Source organism: Acinetobacter sp. KH_038 (assembly GCF_057839405.1).
Map to the genome: position 1 here is coordinate 13,530 of NZ_JBYQPF010000002.1, position 23,790 is coordinate 37,319.

Sequence of the window (23,790 nt, forward strand, 5' to 3'; positions counted from 1 at the left end):
TCAAGAATGTATTCAAGCATAATTTCTGCTCCAATTGTGATGGATCGATTTACCTCGATTTGATTGAGTCAGACTATCATGATTGAGCCAGAGTCGCTTACTGAAAGTAGCGAGAATTGCGCTGGAGTTTCTGAAGGATATTAATTCCTTAGTTTGCCCATTCATCCATCTGGGCATTTTTTTTGATCAAAATACAATGCTGTTCTTGCTAAAAAATGACGGCACCCACCATAAAACACAATATTCCAAAAATAATCCAAGGCCAGATCTTTGTGTTCGGTTGTTCTAAATTCTGAGGATTATATTCCGTGTGTTCTAGCGATGTCGGTTGTGGAACACGGGTCTTTTTAGAGTAAGGCTGGTGTTTAGAGTAAGATAGTCCCGTACCTGGAATACCGACACTGGTTCGCGTACCTTTTTTTCCAATATTTAGAGAAGCACCAGGTTTGCCAATGCTGGCACTGCTGATGCCTTTATGGGTCAGATTAATTTTAAAACCCGGGAATAATTTAATACTTTTACGAAATCTAAAACCCATATTGCTCTCATTCTAAAACTTAGCTCAATTCACGCGCTATACCAGGATCCATGATCTGCTAGAGATCGTACTTTGACGGCTATCATCAGGATACTAGTATATTTTTTATCTGGTGATTGCAATACTACCTTTAAATACCGTCAAAAATGTTTACTGTATATTTGCTGTAGGGTAATCTTAAAGCTGCTATTTATTGACTGATTGGTATATGACGACAGATAAGCATGAAGTCCTGCTACGAATGCGAGCGATCGAGCTGCTTGCTTACTGGGAAGGTCGTTTGGTTACCAATCGTTTAATGAGCTGGTTTGGGCTCAGTCGACAGCAGGCTTCTGCGGATATCAAGCGTTACAATACGCTGTATAACCCAGATGCCTTGGTCCATGATCCCTCCGTAAAAGGCTATGTGCCTAAAGCCACGTTTCAACCGGTGCTGACTACCGTACATATCAATGAATATCTCAATATGATCTCGGGCTTGGTCAGTGAATCGCATGCCCTGATTGCGATGCCAGAACCGAATCTTGCAGCAGTTCAATTACCTGATCGCAGTATACGTCCTGAAGTGATTCGGGAAGTTTTGCGTGCCTGCCGAAACCAAAACACTTTAAAAATGATTTATGCCTCGATGCAGAATCCGCAGTGGCATGAACGCATGATTTCCCCACATACCCTGGTGTATACCGGTTTTCGCTGGCATGTCCGTGCCTATTGCCATCAGAGCAAGCAGTTTAAGGACTTTTTACTCTCCAGAATTGATCGCACACCTGTTGTGGTGGCGATTGAGTCAGTAGACCCTACTCAGGATCAGCAATGGCATGAAGAAATTGTACTGACGCTGATCCCTAATCCAAAATTGAATGAAGCTCAAAAAGCGCTGGTCGAAAAAGACTTCGGCATGCCTGATGGCAGATTACAGATTCCGGTGAAAAAAGCCCTGGCTCACTATACCTTGCAGCGATATCAGGCCGCGATCACGCTGGCTGAGGCGGAAGATGCCTTGAAATATCCCTTGGTACTACAACGCTCAGATATCGAAAAGCTGTCGTCTTACCTGTTTGATCAGGCCTCATAGGAGATTGGCTATGTTAGAACAATTTCATTATGACAGTGACCTGATTGGCGGTTCCCTGATGGTGCGTGAAAGCCGGCTGATCGCGGATCTGTTATTACGAGAAGCGACTCCAGAACAATGGCATCAGGCAATTCAGATTGACAATATTCTGCAAAAAAGAACGCCTGCTTCAGCCCAACGTAACGCCACTGCCATTCGTAAGCGTCTTGAGCGCTTAGAGCCTGATTTCTGGAAAGCTTTGCGTGATGGGGATGATGAGCTGGCGACCCAGGTGGCTTTTTGTGGCGCACTGGAACGCAACCTGTTGCTGCTTGAGTTTATGGAAACGGTGATGAGGGATGCCTATATCTCCCAGGCGCAACACTTGGACAGTTATATCTGGTCAGATTTTTTGGATGAACGCTCACAACGCGATCCGGATATCTGTGATTGGAAAGAGTCCAGCAAGAAAAAAATGGGGCAGGTGGTGTTTCGCATGCTGGCAGAAGCCGGTTACTTAAAAAGTACCCGTAAGCTGGAGTTGCAGCGCGTGATCGTCAGAGCAGAGCTGCGTAGCCTGTTGGAAGAACATTATAAACAACGCATTAAAAGATCTATGGAAGTGTCGGTATGGACGCGTTAGTTGTAGAGGGGCAGCAATGAGTCAAACAATACATGAGCGTCTGAACCAGATTCCAGAGCGAATTCTTTCCACTGAGTTTCTCACTGGACAAGGATTGGGCAATGAAATTGGCTTCTGGATTTTTGATTATGCACCTGAAGATGAGTTGAAGGTGCGCGAATATCTGCATTTTCTCGAAGGGATGCTAGAGAAAAAACACAGTCAGCTGAAGGTGGTGAATATTAACCTGCTGCAAGCCGTGGTGGATTATCTGGCTGAGCGTAACTTCATCGATAAAGCCATTCAAATGCAAAAAGCCAAAGGCGATGAGGCGCTGCTCAAAGCGCTGAAAGGTCCACTGCATATGGATAAGTTCGCGCCGTATCTGGTGAGTAAATATGCCACCAATGCGCAAGATATTGTGTTGATGACTGGGGTAGGGTCGGTTTGGCCTCTGTTACGTGCCCATCACTTATTGAACAGTTTGCATTCGTTACTGGGGCATAAGCCGGTGGTACTGTTTTACCCAGGCTATTACGACGGTCAAGCGATGAGTTTATTTGGAAAAATTCCAAGCAACAATTACTACAGAGCATTCAGATTAGTGCCTTAAACACGGCAAATAGAAATAAGAATTCGGGGGAATGGATTGAGATGAACATTAAAGAACTTTTTTACAAGCCATTAGATCGTGCGATAAACGGGGTGGTCAAGGCAGACCAGAATGACAATACCACGGTATATCAGGAACTCGATGAATACGTGGTCACCAATGAGCTGGAAAAGCATTTTCGGGACTTTTTCCAGTCTTATGGTACAGACCTAAGCGATCCTTCGATTGCCAACCGAGTCGGTGTGTGGATTTCAGGCTTCTTTGGTTCAGGTAAATCACACTTCCTGAAAACCTTGTCATATATTCTGGCCAATAAAGTGGCACGTGACGCGGAAGGTAACGAATGCAGTGCTGCAGAATTCTTTGATGAAAGCAAAATCCGGGATGCGTTTATCCGTGCAGATATTGGTAAAGCGGTTAGCCATCATGCCGATGTCATCCTATTTAACATCGACAGTAAAGCCAGCTCCAATGATGATGGCAATCCGATTCTGAATGTGTTTTTACGCGTGTTTAACGAATATCAGGGGTTTAGTGCTGACCATCCACATATTGCCCATATGGAACGTCACCTGAGCCAGAAAGGTGTGTATGAGCGCTTTAAACAGGCGTTTGAGGAATCCAGCGGCATGTCCTGGCTAGAGGAGCGTGACGGCTATCAGTTCTATCAGGATGATGTCGAAACCGCAATTTCCCAAGCCCTCAACTTATCTGCTGAAGCTGCGCATAAATGGTTTGAGGATTCTGAGCAGACCTTTAGTGTTTCGGTCGAAAACTTCTGTCAGTGGGTTAAAGAATACCTGGACAGCAAAGGACCTCAGCAACGCATGTTGTTTCTGGTGGATGAAGTGGGGCAGTTTATTGGCAGTGATACCCGCTTGATGCTGACATTGCAAACCATTACTGAAAACCTAGGTACGATCTGTAAAGGACGAGCTTGGATTATCGTCACCTCACAGGCAGACATCGATGCTGTTTTAGGTGAGATGTCTTCTTCCAAAGCCAATGACTTCTCCAAGATTGCTGGACGTTTTAAAACCCGTTTATCACTGTCCAGTTCCAATACCGATGAAGTCATCCAGAAACGTTTATTACGCAAAACCCCAGAAGCAGAAGCATTGCTCAGATCGGTGTTTGAGCAAAAGGGCGATATCTTAAAAAATCAGATTACCTTTGACCGTTCAGGCCCAACCCTCAAGAACTATGAGGGGCCAGACAGTTTTATTCATAACTATCCTTTTGCGCCGTACCATTTCCAGCTGGTACAAAAAGTATTTGAAGAAATCCGTAAAGTCGGTGCGACCGGTGCACATCTGGCCTATGGTGAACGGTCCATGCTAGATGCGTTCCAGATGGCCGCGAATGCGATTGCCACAGATGAAGTCGGTGCCCTGGTTCCTTTCCACCGCTTCTATACTTCAGTCGAAGGCTTCCTGGATACTGCAGTGAAGCGTACCATCGACCAGGCAGGGCAGAATCAAACCCTGGATGGTTTTGATGTGCAGATGCTGCGTACCCTGTTCATGATCCGCTATGTCGATATCATCAAAGGTACGCTGGATAACCTGGTGACTTTGTCGATTGAGAAAATTGATGAAGATAAGCTGGGATTGCGCAAGCGGATTGAAGAGAGCCTGCAGCGTCTGGAAAAAGAGAGCCTGATTACGAGGAATGGCGATGAGTTCCTGTTCCTGACCAATGAAGAACGTGATATCACCCGAAAAATTAAAGCCACTGACTTAGCAGCTTCAGAAGAAAATAAAGAGTTAGCCAACCTGATCTTTAAAGATTTACTGCGCGATCAGAACAAATACCGCCATCAGGCCAACAAGATGGACTATCAGATTGGTCGTTTCCTAGATAGCCATAGCCTGGATGGCAAGTATGAGAGCGATTTGAAAGTTGAAATCATTTCTCCACTGGATACGGAATACAACCTCTACACTGAAGCTTACTGTATTGGTAAAAGTACTCAGGCCGAAGGACAAGTGCTGTTTAAACTGGCAGACGATAAACAGTTCTTTAATGAACTGCGCACCTGGCTGAAAACCAATAAATTCATCCGCTTAAATGATGATGGCACTCAGTCCGATATCAGCCGTATTCTGGCAGACCGTGGTCGTGAGAACCAGGAACGCAAAAAACGTCTGCGCGTCCGGGTCGAAGAAATGCTGCTGGACGCAGAAAGTTATGCCTTGGGTCAATATCTACAACTTTCATCTTCAAGTCCAACCACCAAGCTGGATGAGGCTTGTCGTTATTTGCTGGAAAACACCTATACCAAACTGAGCTATCTGCAGGTCTATCAGCAGGATGCTTGGCGTGAACTGAACGCCGTATTGACTGTAGATGATATGGCACAGCTCGGATTGTCTCTGGATGGCGGTCAGAGCAATCCCAAAGCCCTACAGGAAGTGGAGCAGTATATTGCACTACGCGCCACTGGTAGCGAACGTATTCTGGTCTCAGATGTGGTCGATCGTTTTGCCAAACGTCCTTATGGCTGGCCGGATGCCGAGATTTTACTGCTGGTAGGTCAACTGGCTGCGATGGGGCGGATTTCACTACAGCTAGGTACGACCTTACAGCTAAAGGATGCCTTTGAGCCTTTACAAAACAGCCGCCGTCGTCGTGATGTTACAATCATGAAAAAGCGCCAGACCGATGATCAGGTGTTGAAACAGGCACGTCAACTAACCCAAGAGCTGTTCTCGGCCATGGGACCAGCGACAGAAAAAGAGCTGTTTGAATTCTATACCCAACATTTTAAAAACTGGTTAGCCAACTTTAAGTCGTATAAGAGTAAAACTGATGTCGGGCAGTTCCCGGGCAAGAAAGTGATTGAAAAGTCGATTCTGACTTTGGAACGTCTGCTGGCGAATAGCGACAGCTTCGATTTCTTTAAGGCCGTGGTTGAGAACAAGGACGACTATCTTGATCTGGAAGAAGATTATCGTGACATTCATGAATTCTTTAGCAACCAGATGCCAAGCTGGCAGCAACTGCAACAGGCCTTACGTCATTTTGAGAAAAACAAACAGGCGCTGGGCAGTGATGAGCTGGCGAAAAAAGCCCTCTCCGAATTACATCGCATTTCGACCCTTGAATCGCCCTATGGCCTGTTAAATAAAATCGCTGATTTGGTTCGCACCGTGGAAAGTGTCAATCAACGTTTACTGACGGAAAAGTGCAGTCAGGCGATAGAACACATTGATGACAAGATCAAGCAACTGGAAGCCGAGATCAAGAACAGTGGCATTGCCACTGCTGAACTGAGTAACAAGCTACTACGCCCACTACAACTGCTCAAAGCGGATATTGAAGTGGAAACTAGCCTGTCCACCATCTATATGCTGCAAACCCAAACCGCCGTCGAGCGTTTTGATGAAGCCTTGTATGAGCTGGAGAGCGAAGTTCAGGCGGAAATTCAGCGTCAGGCCAAAGCGGCACAACTGGCTCAGAGCAAAGCCGAGAGTGTAACCAACACTGCAACCATCTCCAGCCCAGCAACATCAGCACCTGCTGTGAGTCCGGTACAGCCTGCGACAGCCGTAGTGCCACCGAAACCAGTGGTAGAAGTTGATGTTGCTAGCATTTACAGCAAAAGTTCAAGTAGTGTCTATCTGGAAACAGAAGAATCAGTGGATCAGTTTGTAGACGCACTCAAAGCTGAATTGAAAAAAATTGTGGGTGATAAAAAGCGTGTGCGTATCCGCTAACTCGGGTTAGGGATATCGGCATCAGTCATTGATTAAAGGTTTAAAGATGAATACCAGTAATATTAAAAAATACGCACCGCAAGCACGTAACGATTTTATCGCAGCGATGCGCAAGCAGGCGGCCAAATATGGCATCACCGCAGACAACATTTTACCGGCAGAACAGAAAGGCGACTTGCTGCTGATTGGCGATCAGGTTTTTCCGCTATCCGTCATGAAACCACGTGACAAGCTGATCAAACGCATTCAAACCAGCAGTTTTGAGCAGACGGTTGATTATATCGCTTACAGTTGGTTTAACCGTCTCTGTGCGATTCGCTACATGGAATGCAAAGGCTTACTGGATCATGGTCGCCGTGTACTGAGTAGTGCAGATGGTAGTGCAGGCTTGCCACAGCTTCTGGAAGAATGTCTGGATATCGACCTACCAGGTTTAGATGCCAGCCGTGTGGCTGAGCTTAAGCTGGATGGCAATAAAGACGAAGAGCTGTATCGGGAGCTGTTATTGGCGCAGTGTCATGCGTTGAATCAGGTCATGCCACTCCTGTTCGAACAGGTGTCGGATGAGTCAGAACTGTTATTACCTGATAATCTAACCAAAACCGATTCCTTGATCCGTGATCTGGTCAGCAGCATTCCAGAAGAAGACTGGTCGGATGTACAGATTATTGGCTGGCTGTATCAGTTCTATATTTCTGAAAAGAAAGATCAGGTGATTGGTAAAGTCGTCAAGAGTGAGGATATTCCTGCAGCGACGCAATTATTTACCCCGAACTGGATTGTGAAATATCTGGTGCAAAACAGTGTCGGTCGTTTATGGATGATGGCGCAGCCGGAAAGTACCCTGGCCAGCGCATGGGAATACTATATTCAGCCGGCGGAACAGACCGATGAAGTCAATGCACAGCTGAAACAGCTGATTGATGTGCGGATCAGTGAAGATGGCGATAGCTTAAACCCAGAAAGTATTACGGTGTTGGATCCGGCCTGTGGTTCGGGGCATATTTTGGTGGAAGCCTATGATTGCTTAAAAGCGATTTATTTAGAACGTGGCTACCGTAGCCGTGATATTCCACGTTTGATTCTGGAAAATAACCTGTACGGCATTGATATTGATACCCGTGCCGCACAGCTCGCCAGTTTTGCGTTATTGATGAAAGCGCGTGAGGATGACCGCCGTTTATTTAGCAATCCACCAAAGCTGAATATTATTGCACTGCAAGATAGTCAACCTGAGCGTTTAGATGCATTCACCCAGGACTTGGCAAGTACCGGTATCGAAGAGTCAGATTTAAAAGAATTATTAGACCTATTTGAACATTCGTCAACCTTTGGTTCTTTAATTCAAATCCCTCAAGCATTTGCTAAAAAGCTACCTGATTTAGAAGAAAAGCTCAATATAGCATTAGATTCAGGGGATATTTTTGCACAGCAGTCAGCACAAGAGTTATTGCCTTTACTACAACAAGCTAAATTACTGGCTAAACAATATGATGCCGTGATTGCGAATCCGCCGTATATGGGTAGTAAATTTTATGTGCCTACGCTAAAAAAATACATTGAAAAGAATTATAAAGTTTCAAAAGGTGATTTATATACCTGTTTTATGGTTAGAAATTCCTCTTTATCTAAAGTGGGTGCATTAATTGGCATGATTACAATTCCTAACTGGATGTTTTTGTCTAGTTATGAGGATTTAAGAGAATGGCTGTTTGAAAAAACAAATTTACAAACGATGAGCCATAATGGTCGTGGCGTGTTTGGATCTGACTTTGGAAGTTGTGCGTTTATCTTTCAAAAGGCACCGCTTTTAAATTACAAAGGAGCGTATAAAAGATTATTTGAAAAGCAGGGTAGTGTTTCTTCAAATGATGAGCTAGATAATATATTCAAATTATCTAAATCTTTTTACGCCTCTGCAAATGACTTTAAGAAAATTCCAGGTAGTCCTATTGCTTATTGGCTTACTGAAAAAGATAGAAAAGTTTTCACTGAATCCGTTGAATTGAAAGATATATCTTCAATTAAGCAGGGATTAGCTACTTGCAACAATAATCTTTTTTTAAGGGCATGGCAGGAAGTTAGTATTCTGAAGGTAGGTTTTGGTAATACGGATTTAGAACAAGCATATTGTTCTGCTAAAAAGTGGTTTCCTTACAATAAAGGTGGTGGTTTTAGAAAATGGTATGGGAACAATGAGTTTCTTGTGAATTGGGAAGATAACGGTCTTGCAATTCATGATTATTCGAATCTTCCCTTAGATTATAGTGGTGCGCCTGTACGAGCCAAAAACTTTTATTTTAGAGAGGGAATAACCTATGGGTTGATTTCTAGTTATGGTTTTAGCGCTAGGCGAGTATATGGTGGATTTATATTTGATGTCGGTGGATCTATGATTTTTCCACGATTAGATATAACCAAGTTACAGGCTTTTTTATGTTCAAAGCTTGTTGAAAGATTCTTACAGGTATTGAATCCTACCCTAAACTATCAAGTGGGAGATATCCAAAAACTACCAATTTTGGAAAAAGCATTTGAGTCGGTTAATAGTAATTTTCAAAAGCCTATAGACATTGCTAAAATAGACTGGGATTCTTATGAAACTTCCTGGGACTTTACTCAAAACCCAATTATTCGTACTAACCAATCAAATCTAGAGCAAGCGTTTAATACATGGCAACAGCAAAATGCTAACGCCGTCGCTGAAATGAAACGCTTGGAAGAAGAAAACAATAAGCTGTTTATTGAGGCTTACGGTTTACAGGATGAATTGACACCAGATGTACCGGATGAGCAAATCACTCTGACCCGTGCCAACCGTGAAAAAGACAGCCAGCGTTTAGTGTCTTATGCGCTTGGTTGCATGATGGGACGTTATAGCCTGGATGAACCAGGTCTGATCTATGCCCATGCAGGCAATCAAGACTTTGATGCCAGCCGTTATCAAACATTCCCAGCCGACGCTGACGGTATTATTCCACTAACTGAAATGCACTGGTTTGAAGATGATGCAACGCATCGTATTCGAGAGTTCTTAACTGCGGTTTGGGGTAAAGACACACTGGATGCAAATATGCAGTGGTTGGCTGAAAGCTTGGATAAAAAAGCCAGTGAAACCGCTGAAGATACCATTCGCCGTTACTTAGCCAGCAAATTCTATAAAGACCACATGCAAACCTATAAAAAGCGTCCGATCTACTGGTTATTCAGCAGTGGTAAACAAGGGGCTTTCCAGGCGTTGGTGTACTTGCACCGCTATAACGAGAGTACTTTGGCACGTATGCGTACCGAATACGTGATGCCACTGATTTCAAAAATGGCAGCGATGGTGAATTCTTTGGAAAGTGAAATCGAAAACAGTGATTCCGCTGCTGAAATTAAACGTAAAGAGAAAGAACTACAAAATCTGCATAAGCAACAGGCTGAACTGAGTAGCTTTGAAGAAAAACTGCGTCATTACGCCGATCAGCGTATTTCGCTGGATCTAGATGATGGGGTGAAAGTGAACTACGGCAAGTTTGGGGACTTGTTGGCTGAAGTGAAAGTGATTACGGGTGATAAAACAGAATGAATAAAGCTCAAATTGATCAGGTAAAGATACATATTGAAGCTTATTACGCACTCGGGCTTTCAAATATTCTTGCTCAACAGCATTCTCATATATCAGACCTAAGCAATGTTCAGATTGGTGAATATACAGCACAAGAATTTCTCAGTGCATCTAATAAAGTTTTCAACCAATTTAAAGAAGAGATCGATACCGTATTTGCTAAAGCTTTACCATATAGTTATCAATTTCAAAATGAATATGGTGGTGCAGATTTAAATCAAGATCTAGCTGGTTATTTACAAAATATTAATAATCGAAATTTCCCTGCTGCGGTTTTACATCTTAATCGTTTAATTCATTACCAAGCAATAAATGGGTTTTGGGAGAAAAGTAAACGGAAATATTTTCGAAGTTCGGAAGTCTCTGTTCAGCAAGATAAAGAACGTATCGAGTTAGTCTCTACTCATCTAGAAGCCACATCACAACGATTAGAGACTTTGTTGAAAGTACTAGAAACTAGCAAAGATGATTTGGATTCTTTTACTTCCGTAAAAAGAAGTGAATTAAGTGAAATAGAGGCGTTAGTAACTGCGAGTCGAAATCACTCATCAGAAATTACTAATCTGCAGAGTCAGGCTGCGGTCTTAATTGAAAAAATAAATTCTTTATTACAGGCATCTGAAGAGAAAAAAGCGGATTCAGATCAACTGTTGATCGAGACACGTGCACAATTACAAACGTTAAAAACGACTTTTGAGAACTTAGAGCAAAATATTTTAGAACAAAAAAATGATTTTGAAACTCTTAAACAGGATTTCAAATCTAAGCTTACCTTTGTAGAGAGCAAACACGCATACTTTGAACAACGGAATCAATATCTAGACGATCTAATAGGTAGAGAAGTTGGTGCATCTCTGTTTGAAACGTTTAAGCAAAGGAAAACTGAATTAACAGATTCAATTAAATTTTGGAAATGTAGTATTCCTACTATAGCACTAGTATCCGCTTTTTGGATCGTCTATCTATTTTGGGGAGTTGATCCTGCATCGATTAGCTGGCAGTTGCTTTTAATAAATTCAATAAAAACCTTGCCTGTATTGGGATTGTTTTTCTTTACGATTTCTCAATACACCAAAGAGCGTAACTTTCAGGAAGAGTATGCATTTAAGTCCGCAGTTGCACTTACAGTTAATTCTTATGCAGAACAATTAAAAGAGACTGCTAATCAAGACAAGTTAATTATGGATTCTGTGCAAACCATATATATGCCACCCAGCAAACAAAAAGTAGAGCAGCAAAAAGAGGGGGTGTCTTCAATTCAAAACTTAAAAGAAATCATTGGCCAAGTTAAAGAAATTAAAGACATTGTGGGTGATGGTAAGCCATGAATTTAGATCAACTAAAACAAGGTCTGGAACAAGCCTTTTATACTGAACAGCATCGGATTGTCTTCTGGTACGATGCGGAACAGTCCTTTAGCGACGAAGTACAGGCATTGAAACTGAATGATGTTCAGATTCTGAATATGGCAGAAGAGTCGAGCCTGGCGATCAAACTCAAACTGGAACTTGAGGATCAGCAGGGTAAATACTTGCTGTATTTCCCTAGCCCTGAGCCTGAAACCGAAAAAGACTGGTTACTGGACATCAAGCTGTATTCACGCAGCTTCTATGCCGATCGTTTCTCGATTATTTTCAATGAGCTGGGTTTACAGCAGCAGAGTCTAAGAGAACATCTGGCCAAACGTGAAGAGTTCCTCAAAGCCAAAGCGCGTCTGAGCACCTTAAAACGCTATATCCAGCCTGATGCAGATGCACAGGAGCTGGATATGGCCATGATTGCAGCTGTGGTCAAGGCCGACAGTGCCGAGCTGATGCATATTGTCCTGGCGTTGGCAGATGAAATGGTACAGCAGAACCTGGCTCTGGAAGTCAATCCAGAATCCTTTGCTGAACTGGAAAAATTCCAACTGGTGCCGGCTTTGGTGACCGCATTACAGGCGGAAATTGGTTATCCAGCATCGGTTGAAGAATTGAATGGGGAAGTACCATTCAAGCTCGGTACGTTCTTTATCCGTTTGATGACTACAGGTTTCTGTGAAAGCCTGGGCGATATACCGCTATGGGCTCAGGAACTGGTGATGTCATCCGTCAGCTCCCGTGCAACAGCCAGAGCCTTTTTGTCGCGCTGGAGAGACAGCTCCAAATACTACCCAACCTTCGATACACTCTCCCAGACCGTGGCTAATGCACTGCGGATCCAAGAAAAGGTCGGGGCTTTTGATCTTGAGCAGCTGCTCGATGTCATGACTTTTGAAGTGATTGAACAAAAGATCATTGTTGATTTGGCCAGTCATATCCCTGCAGCAGCCAAAGCTGAACTGGAACATTTCAGAACGATTATTTCTACCCGTCTGGATGGCTATTGGGCTTCCAAACATAAGGACGATGCAACCCGCCGTAAATACCGCACCGTCTATACAGCGTTGCAGGCAGCGATTGAGCTGTTCAGCCTGCGACAGCAGTTTGATGCCGGTTTCTATTTCGACTCTAGCGAAGCCTTGTATAAAGCCTACGAGCAGGAGTTGTATCGCTTTGATATGGCCTATCGCCACTACAGTGCTGCTTCTCAACGCGCTCATGTCGATATCCTGAAAAAACTCGATGAAGAAGTCGAAAATTGCTATTCCTACTGGTTTATTGACCACTTGGCACGAAACTGGGGCGAGCGTGTAGAAGCTGAGCAACGCTTGAATGTCTGGAAAGTGGCAGATATCCCAAATCAGCAGAACTTCTACGATACCCACGTCAGACCCTTACTCAATTCTGCAACGAAACGCCGTATTGTGGTAATTATCAGTGATGCTTTCCGTTATGAAGCTGCGGTAGAGTTGCGTGATCGTATCAATGAAAAGCGTTATTCTGAAGCGACCTTGTCTTCACAGCTGGGTGTTGTCCCAAGTTACACCACACTTGGCATGGCCTCGTTGTTGCCGCATCAGACTTTGGAATACAAAGAGGCCGCAGGGGATGATGTTTTAGTAGATGGACAGTCCAGTAAAGGGACTGCAGCACGATCCAAAATTCTGGCTGCCTATAATGGATTGGCAGTAACCGCTGAAATGGTAAAAGGCTGGTCGCGTGATGAAGGCCGTGAAGCGCTGAAAGACTATGAGCTGATTTACGTTTATCACAACGTGATTGATGCACGCGGTGACAGCGCCTCGACAGAATCAGAAACCTTTATGGCGGTAGAACATGCCATTGAAGAGCTGACGGAACTCAGCCGCAAAATCTTAATGCACTTCAATATTTCCACCCTGTTGATTACAGCCGACCATGGCTTCCTGTTCCAGCAAAGTAAACTGGAATCTGCGGATCGTTCAAGCTTGACTGAAAAACCAGCCAATACATTGAAGAGCAAAAAACGCTATGTGATTGGGCATGGTTTACCAGAGAGCAAGGAAGCATGGAAAGGCTCAACCCAAGCTACGGCAGGCACACTATCTGCGACTGATTTCTGGATTCCAAAAGGGGCGAACCGTTTCCATTTTGTAGGAGGCTCACGTTTTGTGCATGGCGGCATCATGCCTCAGGAAATTGTGGTGCCGGTACTGACTGTAAAACAGCTACGTGGTGAAAAGGCTGGACAGCGGACCAAGCGTAAAGTTGAGGTCATTTCTACCAAATCCACGCTGAAAATGGTCAATAACATTCAGAAGTTTGATTTGATGCAAACTGAAGCTGTCAGTGAGCTGGTCATGCCAGTGACTTTATCCATTGCCATTTATGATGGGGATCTCAAAGTTTCCAGTGAAGAAACTTTGACTTTTGATAGCAGTACCGACTCTGTTGCCGATCGGGTCAAACAGGTCAGATTGTCATTGTCTGGCACTGATTTTGACCGTAAGAAAGATTACTTCCTGGTACTGAAGGACAAAGACCTGAATATCGAGATGCAGCGCTATAAGGTCACCATTGATCTGGCATTTACCGATGACTTCTTCTGATAACGAATTAACGATAGAGCGTAGCCTACATGGAATCTGCTAACGATAAAGAACTGGATCAGCTGCTGAATGAACACTTTGCTGGGCGGGTGGTACGTAAGGATCTGACTAAACTGATCAAAGAAGGGGCCAATGTCCCGGTCTATGTACTCGAATACCTGCTAGGGATGTACTGTGCCTCGGATGATCCAGAGATCATAGAGCAGGGACTACGTAACGTAAAGACCGTGCTGGCAGAGAACTATGTACGACCTGATGAAGCTGAGAAGGTGAAATCCCTGGTTCGTGAGCGTGGCAGTTATAAGGTCATTGATCGGGTGACCGTAAAGCTGAATGAGCGTAAGGACAAATACGAAGCATCATTTAGTAATCTGGGCATCAAAGATGCCGAAATCTCGGCAGGCATCGTCAAAGAGTATGAAAAATTACTTGTTGGTGGTATCTGGGTCATTGCTACGCTCAGTTATTATTTTGAAGAAGGACAGACTAGTTCTCCATTTGGGGTGAGTTTACTCAAGCCGATTCAAATGCCGAATATGAATATGGATGAGCTGTTCAACGGACGAGCAGCATTAAGCACGGATCAGTGGCGCGAGAGTTTAATCCGTTCCATCGGCATGGAACCGGCTTCGTTAAAAGAGGACGTGCAATGGCACCTATTAGCGCGTATGGTTCCGTTCGTTGAAAATAACTATAACGTTTGTGAACTGGGACCACGCGGTACCGGGAAAAGCCATATTTACAAAGAGTGTTCACCGAATAGTATTTTAGTCTCTGGTGGGCAAACGACTGTCGCCAACCTGTTCTATAACATGAGTAGCCGCCGTATTGGTCTGGTGGGCTTATGGGATGTGGTAGCTTTTGATGAAGTCGCCGGTATTTCCTTTAAGGACAAAGATGGCGTACAGATCATGAAAGACTACATGGCCTCAGGATCTTTTGCCCGTGGTCGTGAACAGATGGAAGCCTCAGCTTCGATGGTTTTTGTGGGTAATATTAACCAAAGTGTTGAATCCTTGGTGAAGACTAGCCACTTATTGGCTCCGTTTCCTGAAGCTATGATCGATTCAGCATTCTTTGATCGCTTTCATGCCTATATCCCGGGTTGGGAAATTCCGAAAATGCGCCCGGAATTCTTTACCAACCGTTATGGCCTGATTGTTGATTATCTGGCTGAATTCTTCCGGGAAATGCGTAAGCGTAGTTTTGCGGATGCCATTGAGAAGTACTTTAAGCTAGGGAATAACCTGAATCAGCGTGATGTGATCGCCGTTCGCAAGACGGTTTCTGGATTGATGAAGCTGCTCTACCCACATGGTCAATTTAACAATGAAGATGTACGGCAATGCCTGGAATATGCACTGCAGGTGCGCCGTCGGGTCAAAGAACAGCTGAAGAAAATTGGAGGGATGGAATTCTATGATGTGCATTTTAGCTATATCGACAATGACACACTAGAAGAGCACTTTGTTTCCGTCAAAGAGCAGGGGGGTGGCGGACTGATTCCTGAAGGTCCTGCCAAACCAGGCTTCCTGTATACCATCGGGCTCAGTAATAAGGGCATGCCAGGCTTATACCGCTTAGAACTTCAAGTCACCAAAGGTTCAGGAAAATTGGCGACATCAGGCTTATGGAATTCAAGCAGTGCCAAAGAACAGGTCAAAATTGCTTTTGATTACTTCAAAGCCAATGCATCTCGAATCTCGGGGGGCAGTAAGGTGCTGGAACATGATTTCCACTTACATGTGGTTGAATTACAGAACACCGGCCCGCTCAGCCATCTTGCCTTGCCAAGTTTAGTGGCTTTTGCCTCTGGCCTATTAGGACGTCCAATACAAAGTCAGATGGTGGTACTGGGTGATATGAGTCTAGGTGGCTCTGTGACTCCGGTGGAAAGTATTGCTGAATGCCTTCAAGTAGCTTTTGATGCAGGTGCCAAGAAGGTTGCCTTACCAATGAGTAGTGCGGCAGATATCCCAACGATTCCTGTGGAACTGTTTACCAAGTTCCAGACCAGCTTTTATGCAGATCCGGTGGATGCGGTGTTTAAGGGGTTAGGGGTGGATTAACTTTATCTCGAGCATGAGGAGTAGAGTTATGAGTTTTGTGCCTGTTTAAAATAAACAACCAATGAACCCCCATACCTATTTTTTAATTCTGGAATATATAGTTGTCCACTCATAATGCTCTCCTATGCAAAAAGAAGAGACGAAATTTGTCTAGGAGAGTGGTGGCTATTCACCCTGCTGAATATTGGTGTGCTCAGCAAAGGAATTGCTGCCTTTAATTCATGGCTTGCTCATTTCAACTGCTGACGAATTTGCTTTTAATTTGCGTCAGATTCGATTTTTTCTGCAATAACCGAGTAATTTGACGAGTGGAAAGATTCAGGATTTCAGCAGCACGGACCTGGGTAATACGATGATCTCGAACGTCTTGTAGAACTGCAAGACGTTGAATTTCTTTGTCAGACATAGTGATCAGCATCTATATTTTATATCCAGTCCATGGTGATAAAAACCATCATAAACTAGACATTTTTATTGGTGAGAATATAGACATTTTGAATGGGTTCTAACATTTCAATTTCGTATAACCACCATTATGTTAAATGGAGACTTATTTCAAACATTATTCAACTAAAATATGCCTAAAAAATTAGAGATTTTTCAAACTTTGGTTTGAAAAATCCATTTAAAATTAATTAAGCTGTTGTAATTTTTCATATAAATAATCAATAAATAATCTAACTCTCTTAGGTATATAATTTTTTTTGTAATAGACAGCATGGATTTTTTGCTCATGAATTTTTATTTCATCTTCAAATAAAGCAATTAATTTACCTTCTTTTATATCCTTTAAAATTAAAAATTCAGAGAGACAAGCGATTCCTACGCCTTGTAAAGCAAGTTGACGAACACTTTCGCCATTAGAAGCTGTAATAGATGGTGAAGTTTTATATAGTTGATCATTTATATAAATTGGCCAATTATTTAAATGCAAAGGATGGCTAAATCCTAATAATCTATGTTGATTTAACTCAATAATAGATTTTGGTAAGTTATTTTTTTTGAGATATTCAGCGCTAGCAACGATATACAAACGACTTTTATATAATAATTTTGCATAGAGACTTGAATCTTCTAGATCACCAAATCGTATAGCAACATCTATTTTATGCTCTAATAAATCAATTACATGATCATGACTAGTTAGTTCAATACTGATCTTTGGATATCGTTCTATAAACTCTGGTATTAATGGAATAATTACATGCAATACAAACGGTGTTGCTGAATCTATTTTAATTAAGCCTGTAGGTTCAGTACCTGGATTAATTAACAACTCTTCAGCTTCATTCAAATCAGAAAGTAATTTTCTTGCTCTTTCTAAAAAAATTTTTCCATCATAGGTAAGGTTAAGGCTACGGGTTGTACGTTCGATTAATTTAACATTTAATTTTTTTTCGAGGCGTTGTAATGTGCGACTGATAGCAGATGTTGTTTGATTTAATTGTTCTGCTGTTTTCACTATAGAGCCACAATCAGCGATCGTAACAAATACTAAAAGTTCATCAAATGTAGATTTCATATCTAAGTAAATCATTAATAAAAAATAATTTTTAATTATATATCAATTTTAATTATTAACAATTAATCAATAATGTTTTGTTAATAATTGCATTTATGTTGATGGATCTTAAATTTATATTGTACTTCTCTATTTAATTTGGGATGAAGATGAATAATATTTTAATTATCAATGGTGCTAAAACTTTTGCCCATTCTAATGGTGAATTGAATGATACCTTGACAATTTTAGCAGAAGAAGTATTAACCGAATTAGGTCATAAAGTTAAAGTTACGCGTGCTGATAGTGCTTTTGATCCAAAAGAGGAGGTAAAAAAATATCTCTGGGCTGATGCTATTATTTATCAAATGCCAGGCTGGTGGATGGGTGCACCATGGACAGTAAAAAAATATATTGATGATGTATTTACTGAAGGTCATGGTCATATATACGCAAATGATGGTCGTTCACGTTCGGATACTTCTAAAAAATATGGTTCGGGAGGTTTAATGCATGGCAAAAAATTTATGCTGTCATTAACTTGGAATGCACCTGCTGAAGCATTCACTGATCCAAAACAATTTTTTGAGGGGAGAGGTGTAGATGGGGTTTATTTGCCTTTTCGAAAAGCCAATGAGTTTCTTGGTATGCAAAGCATGTCAACATTTATTGCTCATGACGTCATCAAAGCACCAAACGTACCACAAATAAAAGATGACTATCGCCAACATTTGATCCGTAATTTTCCTGCATCAGTGATATAGAGGTAAATGATGTTAACAATTATTGCTGAAATTAAAATAGAACCCGGTTCAGAGCATCTGCAACATGTAATCAATTCATTCAAGGAGATCACACCAACAGTGCTTGAAGAAGATGGTTGTTTTGGTTACGAATTACTTATTAATCATGAGAGTCATGCGTCTTATCAGGCGCCATTGAAAAATACAGTCGTTATGTTGGAAAAATGGAAAAGTATCAAGCATTTAGATTCCCACCTTGCAACCGTACATATGCAAGAACATCACTTTAAGATAAAAGATGATGTTCTTGGTGTTGATATCCGAATTTTAGAGAATGGATTTTAATCAAATTATTATATTCATTTATGAGTTTCTCTAAAATTAACATAATACACGTTATACGAATCTAAAATGTTAGAACCCATTTAAAGTGTCTATATTCTCACCAATAAAAATGTCTAGTTTATGATGGTTTTTATCACCATGGACTGGATATAAAATATAGATGCTGATCACTATGTCTGACAAAGAAATTCAACGTCTTGCAGTTCTGCAAGACGTTCGAGATCAAAGTATTACACAAGTCCGTGCTGCTGAAATCCTGAATCTTTCCACCCGTCAAATTACCCGGTTATTGCAGAAGCTCAATCAAGATGGTGTCTCAGGTATGGCACATGCCAGTCGTGGTCAACCGGGTCATCGTCGCCATGACGTTCTGTTAAAATCAGAATGTCTTTCCATTATTTCTGAACATTTACTTGGCTTTGGTCCTACATTGGCTCATGAGAAGCTCAGCAGCATGTTTGGCCTGAATATCCCGGTAGAAACGGTTCGGCGCTGGATGACTGCAAATGACCTTTGGATTCCGCGATCCAAACGTCTAAAACGCCCATACCAGCCACGCTATAACCGTGATTGCTTCGGTGAGCTGATCCAGATTGATGGCTCATATCATGACTGGTTTGAAGGAAGAGCCACCAAATGCTGTTTGCTGGTTTATATCGATGATGCTACCGGCAAGCTGTTGCATCTACGCTTTTGTGAGGCTGAAACGACCTTTGACTATATGCTTTCAACCCAAGCCTACATTGAGCAATACGGCAAGCCCTTGGCCTTTTATAGCGATAAACACTCGGTATTTAGAGTCAACCAGAAATCCAGGCAAGATAGCCAGATCACGCAATTTGGGCGGATTCTGAATGAGTTAAATATTGATATTATCTTCGCCAACTCACCCCAGGCCAAAGGCCGTGTGGAACGTGCCAATAGAACACTCCAGGATCGCCTGATCAAGGAAATGCGCCTAGAAGGTATCTGTTCAATTGCCGAGGCAAATGCCTGGCTGCCCTGCTTTATTGAGCATTTCAATCAGAAGTTTGCCAAGTGTGCGCGAAACTCAAAGAATTTACATCGGCCATTAACCGAATCTCATCTTGAACTGGATGATATTTTTACCTGGCAGGAACCGCGTAAGGTCACCAAGAATCTGACCCTGACCTATGACAAATGTATTTATCTGCTTGAACCGATAGAGCTGAATCATAAGCTTGTTGGGCAATATATTTCATTTCTGGAGTACCCGGATGGGACTGTGGCCCTCATGCACGAGGGACGAAAGCTCAACTACAGCATTTTCAATAAATTAGCTGGGCTACAGCAGAATGAGATCGTTGAGAATAAACGGTTAGGTACAGTTCTGGCACATATTCAGCAACAACATGAAGAGTTGGAGAAACAGAATAAACGTTCCCGGGCCCAGAAAAGTATGCCAAGTCGTAAAGCTCAGAAAGCTGTTATTGAACAAAGAAAGTTAAATCCTGTGCTTGACTCTTTTAGTTAAAAACAGGACATTTTAAATGGTTTATCGCATAGACATTTTAATTGGTGAATAACACAAAAAAATATATCTATATGATAATTAATGAAATTGTAAAACCTATTCATAATGACCATTATGTAAAATGGAGATGATAGAAGTGTACTCACTAGTACACTTCTATCATAAAAAAGAGAGCTGCTAGCTCTCTTTTTTATGTTTTATTCAAAATGAAGTTGATATTTATCCGTCGTAATCTTGATCTTGAGGTTCTTATATTTTCGTTTTGTGGCACTCAGGGCTGAATCTGTCACTTCTGCATGAAATTTAGGGTCATTCATTAGATCATGAAATAGTTTATATCCAATCAATAACTTACTGGATTTTTTCTTTTCCTTTAGATCATTTTCAATCAACTGATCCAATTCTTTTACAGAAAAACTATGCATATTACCCTCTATAGGGCACTGTTGCAAATAACCACGAATGGTAAGCTGAAGACTGTTTTAGCTAAAGGTGCAGCATATGAATCCTTTCCATGGTCGGCATTTTCAGGGCGAAATCATTCTTTGGGCTGTGCGCTGGTATTGTAAATATGGCATTAGCTATCGTGAACTGCAGGAAATGCTGGCCGAACGGGGTGTGAATGTTGATCACACGACTATTTACCGTTGGGTTCAACGTTATGCTCCTGAAATAGAAAAACGTTTACGCTGGTATTGGCGTAATCCTACAGATCTGAGCTCGTGGCATATTGATGAAACCTATGTAAAAGTGAATGGACGATGGTCTTATCTGTATCGTGCAGTCGATCAACGTGGCGATACCATTGATTTTTATCTTTCTTCTAGACGTAATACCAAATCAGCATATTGTTTTCTTGGAAAAATTTTAAATAATGTGAAGAAGTGGCAAATTCCACAAGTGATCAACACGGATAAAGCACCCACATATGGACGTGCTTTATCACGGTTAAAACGGGAAGGTAAATGTCCACCAGACCTTGAGCACAGGCAGATTAAGTATAAAAATAACGTGATTGAATGTGATCATGGCAAGCTAAAGCGGATCATCAGGGCCACATTAGGATTCAAATCTATGAAGACGGCTTATGCCACAATTAAAGGTATTGAAGTCATGCGTGCACTACGTAAAGGACAAGCATCGTCATTTTATTATGGTCAGCCTCAGGGTGAAGTGTGTCTAATCAACAGGGTTTTCGGTCTCTAAGTACTTTTTAAAGGGAACATCATCGACTCAAATCTCTATTTGCAACAGTGCCACCAACTGTGGGTCAGTGACTTTACGTATATTCAAACTCATTCAGGCTGGGTCTATACCGCCTTTATTATTGATGTGTTCTCACGAGCAATTGTTGGCTGGAAAGTATCTACACGAATGAATACAGATATGGTGCTCGATGCATTAGAGCAAGCATTGCACGATCGAGGAATGCCAAAGAATGTGATTCATCATTCCGACAGAGGTGTGCAATATCTTTCCATTCGCTATACCAATCGTTTAGAAGCAGCAAATTTACGAGCATCAGTCGGTACGACTGGTGATTCATACGATAATGCTTTGGCTGAAACGGTGAATGGCTTATACAAAACAGAGGTGATTGAATATCTAAAAGCAGATTGGCAAGGTTTAGCAGATGTACAACTTGCGACACTAAACTGGGTAGATTGGTTCAATAAAAAGCGTGTACACAGTGCACTGGGTTATGTATCGACTTTTGAGTTTGAAGCAATGTACTATGATAAGATTAACCCGTTAGGTCAGGTGGCCTAACTTAAATAAAAAAGTCTCCGACGAACCCGGTACGGTTCAATAATTAATTTTTTCGTCTATCCAGTAAATCTTAAAGAATCTATGACTAACTTCAATGCTGGAGATTGTTGACGTCGATGTGGATAATACAAATGATATCCTTGAAATTGAATACTGTATGGTTCAAGTACCTTGATCAAACGACCACTTAGCAGATCATCCTCAATCATGTCCTCAGGAATATAAGCAACCCCCAAACCTAAACGAACTGCATCCACACTATGATAAGACTCATTAAAGACCCATTGCCCATTTATTTTAATTTTGACTTCCAACCCCTCGTGTTCAAATTCCCAGGCATATATTCCTCCATGAGTCATTAATCTAAAGCCAATGCATGAATGATTGTATAAGTCTTGGGGAGTTTGCGGTCTACCATTTTTTTCAAAATATTCTGGTGTTGCAACGACAGCCATTCTAACATCTGGGCCAATTCGAACAGCGATCATTCCCTCAGCAACTCGACTACCAAAACGGACACCTGCATCAAAGCGTTCTGCCACGATATCCACCATACCGCTATTCGCTGTTAACTCAACATTGATGTCGGGATAAAGCTGGGTCAGCTTTTGTAATTTAGGTAATAAAATTTGACGGATTGCATGGCTACTGGCGTTAATTCTTACAGTTCCCGCAGGGCTGTCCCTCAATTTGGTAAGTAGTGAAAGCTCATTATCAATATGGTCAAAGCTGGAACTAATAGTTTGTCTTAACCGTTCTCCAGCTTCAGTGGGTGAAACGCTACGGGTAGTTCGTGTGAGCAAAAGCATCCCCAACCGTTCTTCAAGACCTCGGATCGTATGACTTAAAGCAGATTGAGAAACTCCCAATTTTCCTGCTGCCTTGGTAAAACCACCCTCCCGTGTCACCATCAGGAAAGCATAAAGATCGTTGTAATTTTCTTTTGTAATCACAATGCATGTATCCCTGTTTTAAATTGCGCTTGAATTCAGTATAGAACTTATTAATTAGTTTTGTTCATGACTCTATTCCATTTTAAGTCCTTAATCTTCTCTTTTTCCATTCTTATACTAGTAACGATATAAATTTAATGGATAAGTTGAAATGAAAAAAGTGATCGTGATCGGTGCAAATGGTGTTACAGCACAACAAGTCATTTCACGATTGATCAAACAACCGAATGTACAACTGAGTTTATTTGTTCGTCAGGCAAGTAAGCTCCATATCGTCCATGATGATAAACAGATCAACATATTTGAGGGAGATGCCATAAATATGGATGATCTTAGAGCTGCCATCCAGGGACAGGAAATTGTGATCAGCACGTTAGGAGGTATGGATTTGGATATCAAAACCGAAAATATCGTCAAGGTTATGCGGGAACTTAGAGTCAAACGTTTAATTGCGATCAGTGCGGGGGGTATTTATGATGAATTGTCTGAACCTTTTAACTCCTGGGATAAGCAGGTGGTTGGATATACTCGGCCAACTAATTTAAGAACCGCTGAAGTGATTGAACATTCTCCTCTGGAATATACCATTTTACGTCCTGTATGGCTTACGGACAAATCAAGTGAAGAATTCCAACTAACGAAAAAAGGGGAAGTTTTTAAGGGAACAGAAACCTCACGGGCGAGTCTCGGACGTTTTATCGCAAATATTGTAGAGAATCCACAACTGCATATCAGGGAAAATCTGGGAATTAGTCAACCTAATACAGAGGGAGATCGACCAGCAGCCTATCGTTAAATCAAATATCTGA

17 protein-coding genes and 2 pseudogenes are annotated in these 23,790 nt (G+C 42.0%); 14 read left to right on the forward strand and 5 right to left on the reverse strand.

Features of this window, described 5'->3' with window-relative positions; all coding sequences use genetic code 11:
• Positions 1-208: 208 nt before the first annotated feature.
• Complete coding sequence (locus AC3IT7_RS15060) at positions 209-538, reverse strand: DUF4236 domain-containing protein (RefSeq protein WP_058952660.1); 330 nt, start codon at positions 536-538, stop codon at positions 209-211.
• Between the two features lie 208 nt (positions 539-746).
• Between AC3IT7_RS15060 and AC3IT7_RS15065 the strand changes: the two genes are divergently transcribed.
• The 8 genes from AC3IT7_RS15065 to brxL are packed head-to-tail and all read left to right on the forward strand — an operon-like array spanning position 747 to position 16,174.
• Positions 747-1,613: a BrxR family helix-turn-helix transcriptional regulator gene (locus AC3IT7_RS15065; protein WP_489250041.1), complete on the forward strand. Its 867-nt coding sequence runs from the start codon at positions 747-749 to the stop codon at positions 1,611-1,613.
• A 10-nt stretch (positions 1,614-1,623) separates the two neighbouring features.
• Positions 1,624-2,235, forward strand: coding sequence for a DUF1819 family protein (locus AC3IT7_RS15070; RefSeq protein ID WP_004704365.1), 612 nt, complete (start codon positions 1,624-1,626; stop codon positions 2,233-2,235).
• Between the two features lie 16 nt (positions 2,236-2,251).
• Positions 2,252-2,827 carry a DUF1788 domain-containing protein gene (locus AC3IT7_RS15075; RefSeq protein ID WP_005403808.1) on the forward strand — a complete coding sequence of 192 codons (576 nt, stop codon included), beginning with the start codon at positions 2,252-2,254 and terminating at the stop codon, positions 2,825-2,827.
• Between the two features lie 41 nt (positions 2,828-2,868).
• Positions 2,869-6,546, forward strand: coding sequence for a BREX system P-loop protein BrxC (gene brxC / locus AC3IT7_RS15080; RefSeq protein ID WP_489250042.1), 3,678 nt, complete (start codon positions 2,869-2,871; stop codon positions 6,544-6,546).
• A 46-nt stretch (positions 6,547-6,592) separates the two neighbouring features.
• On the forward strand, positions 6,593-10,117 hold the full coding sequence (gene pglX / locus AC3IT7_RS15085) for a BREX-1 system adenine-specific DNA-methyltransferase PglX (protein ID WP_489250043.1): 3,525 nt from the start codon (positions 6,593-6,595) through the stop codon (positions 10,115-10,117).
• On the forward strand, positions 10,114-11,484 hold the full coding sequence (locus AC3IT7_RS15090) for a hypothetical protein (RefSeq protein ID WP_489250044.1): 1,371 nt from the start codon (positions 10,114-10,116) through the stop codon (positions 11,482-11,484). The genes pglX and AC3IT7_RS15090 overlap by 4 nt, the downstream gene beginning before the upstream one ends.
• Positions 11,481-14,105, forward strand: a complete 2,625-nt coding sequence (pglZ, locus tag AC3IT7_RS15095; protein ID WP_489250045.1) for a BREX-1 system phosphatase PglZ type A — start codon at positions 11,481-11,483, stop codon at positions 14,103-14,105. Before AC3IT7_RS15090 ends, pglZ begins: the two co-directional genes overlap by 4 nt.
• 29 nt (positions 14,106-14,134) lie before the next feature.
• Positions 14,135-16,174 carry a protease Lon-related BREX system protein BrxL gene (brxL, locus tag AC3IT7_RS15100; protein ID WP_100358219.1) on the forward strand — a complete coding sequence of 680 codons (2,040 nt, stop codon included), beginning with the start codon at positions 14,135-14,137 and terminating at the stop codon, positions 16,172-16,174.
• 280 nt (positions 16,175-16,454) lie between these two features.
• On the opposite strand, the pseudogene AC3IT7_RS15105 reads toward brxL, so the two are convergent.
• Positions 16,455-16,592 (reverse strand): annotated as a pseudogene (locus AC3IT7_RS15105) (helix-turn-helix domain-containing protein); the annotation flags it as partial.
• A 213-nt stretch (positions 16,593-16,805) separates the two neighbouring features.
• The gene (locus AC3IT7_RS15110; protein WP_035334907.1) at positions 16,806-17,696 is read right to left on the reverse strand and encodes a LysR family transcriptional regulator; all 891 of its coding nucleotides are present in this window, start codon (positions 17,694-17,696) and stop codon (positions 16,806-16,808) included.
• Between the two features lie 149 nt (positions 17,697-17,845).
• Between AC3IT7_RS15110 and AC3IT7_RS15115 the strand changes: the two genes are divergently transcribed.
• From AC3IT7_RS15115 to AC3IT7_RS15125, 3 genes are all read left to right on the forward strand, one after another.
• Entirely contained in the window at positions 17,846-18,439 is a 594-nt protein-coding gene (locus AC3IT7_RS15115) for an NAD(P)H-dependent oxidoreductase (RefSeq protein ID WP_005100727.1), read from the forward strand.
• 9 nt (positions 18,440-18,448) lie between these two features.
• Positions 18,449-18,763, forward strand: a complete 315-nt coding sequence (locus AC3IT7_RS15120; protein WP_004281786.1) for a putative quinol monooxygenase — start codon at positions 18,449-18,451, stop codon at positions 18,761-18,763.
• 160 nt (positions 18,764-18,923) lie between these two features.
• Complete coding sequence (locus tag AC3IT7_RS15125) at positions 18,924-20,258, forward strand: ISNCY family transposase (RefSeq protein WP_489250046.1); 1,335 nt, start codon at positions 18,924-18,926, stop codon at positions 20,256-20,258.
• 197 nt (positions 20,259-20,455) lie between these two features.
• On the opposite strand, the gene AC3IT7_RS15130 is transcribed toward AC3IT7_RS15125, so the two are convergent.
• The gene (locus tag AC3IT7_RS15130; protein WP_000555568.1) at positions 20,456-20,683 is read right to left on the reverse strand and encodes a hypothetical protein; all 228 of its coding nucleotides are present in this window, start codon (positions 20,681-20,683) and stop codon (positions 20,456-20,458) included.
• Between the two features lie 76 nt (positions 20,684-20,759).
• Between AC3IT7_RS15130 and AC3IT7_RS15135 the strand changes: the two genes are divergently transcribed.
• Positions 20,760-21,464 (forward strand): IS6-like element IS1006 family transposase, encoded by a 705-nt coding sequence (locus AC3IT7_RS15135; RefSeq protein WP_001067784.1) that lies wholly within the window; start codon positions 20,760-20,762, stop codon positions 21,462-21,464.
• Between the two features lie 51 nt (positions 21,465-21,515).
• Positions 21,516-22,028, forward strand: a pseudogene (locus tag AC3IT7_RS15140) (IS3-like element ISAba29 family transposase); the annotation flags it as partial.
• A 56-nt stretch (positions 22,029-22,084) separates the two neighbouring features.
• On the opposite strand, the gene AC3IT7_RS15145 reads toward AC3IT7_RS15140, so the two are convergent.
• Positions 22,085-22,981, reverse strand: a complete 897-nt coding sequence (locus tag AC3IT7_RS15145) for a LysR family transcriptional regulator (protein WP_489250047.1) — start codon at positions 22,979-22,981, stop codon at positions 22,085-22,087.
• A gap of 151 nt (positions 22,982-23,132) precedes the next feature.
• On the opposite strand from AC3IT7_RS15145, the gene AC3IT7_RS15150 reads away from it, so the two are divergent.
• Positions 23,133-23,777, forward strand: a complete 645-nt coding sequence (locus tag AC3IT7_RS15150; protein WP_154773761.1) for an NAD(P)H-binding protein — start codon at positions 23,133-23,135, stop codon at positions 23,775-23,777.
• Positions 23,778-23,790: the final 13 nt, after the last annotated feature.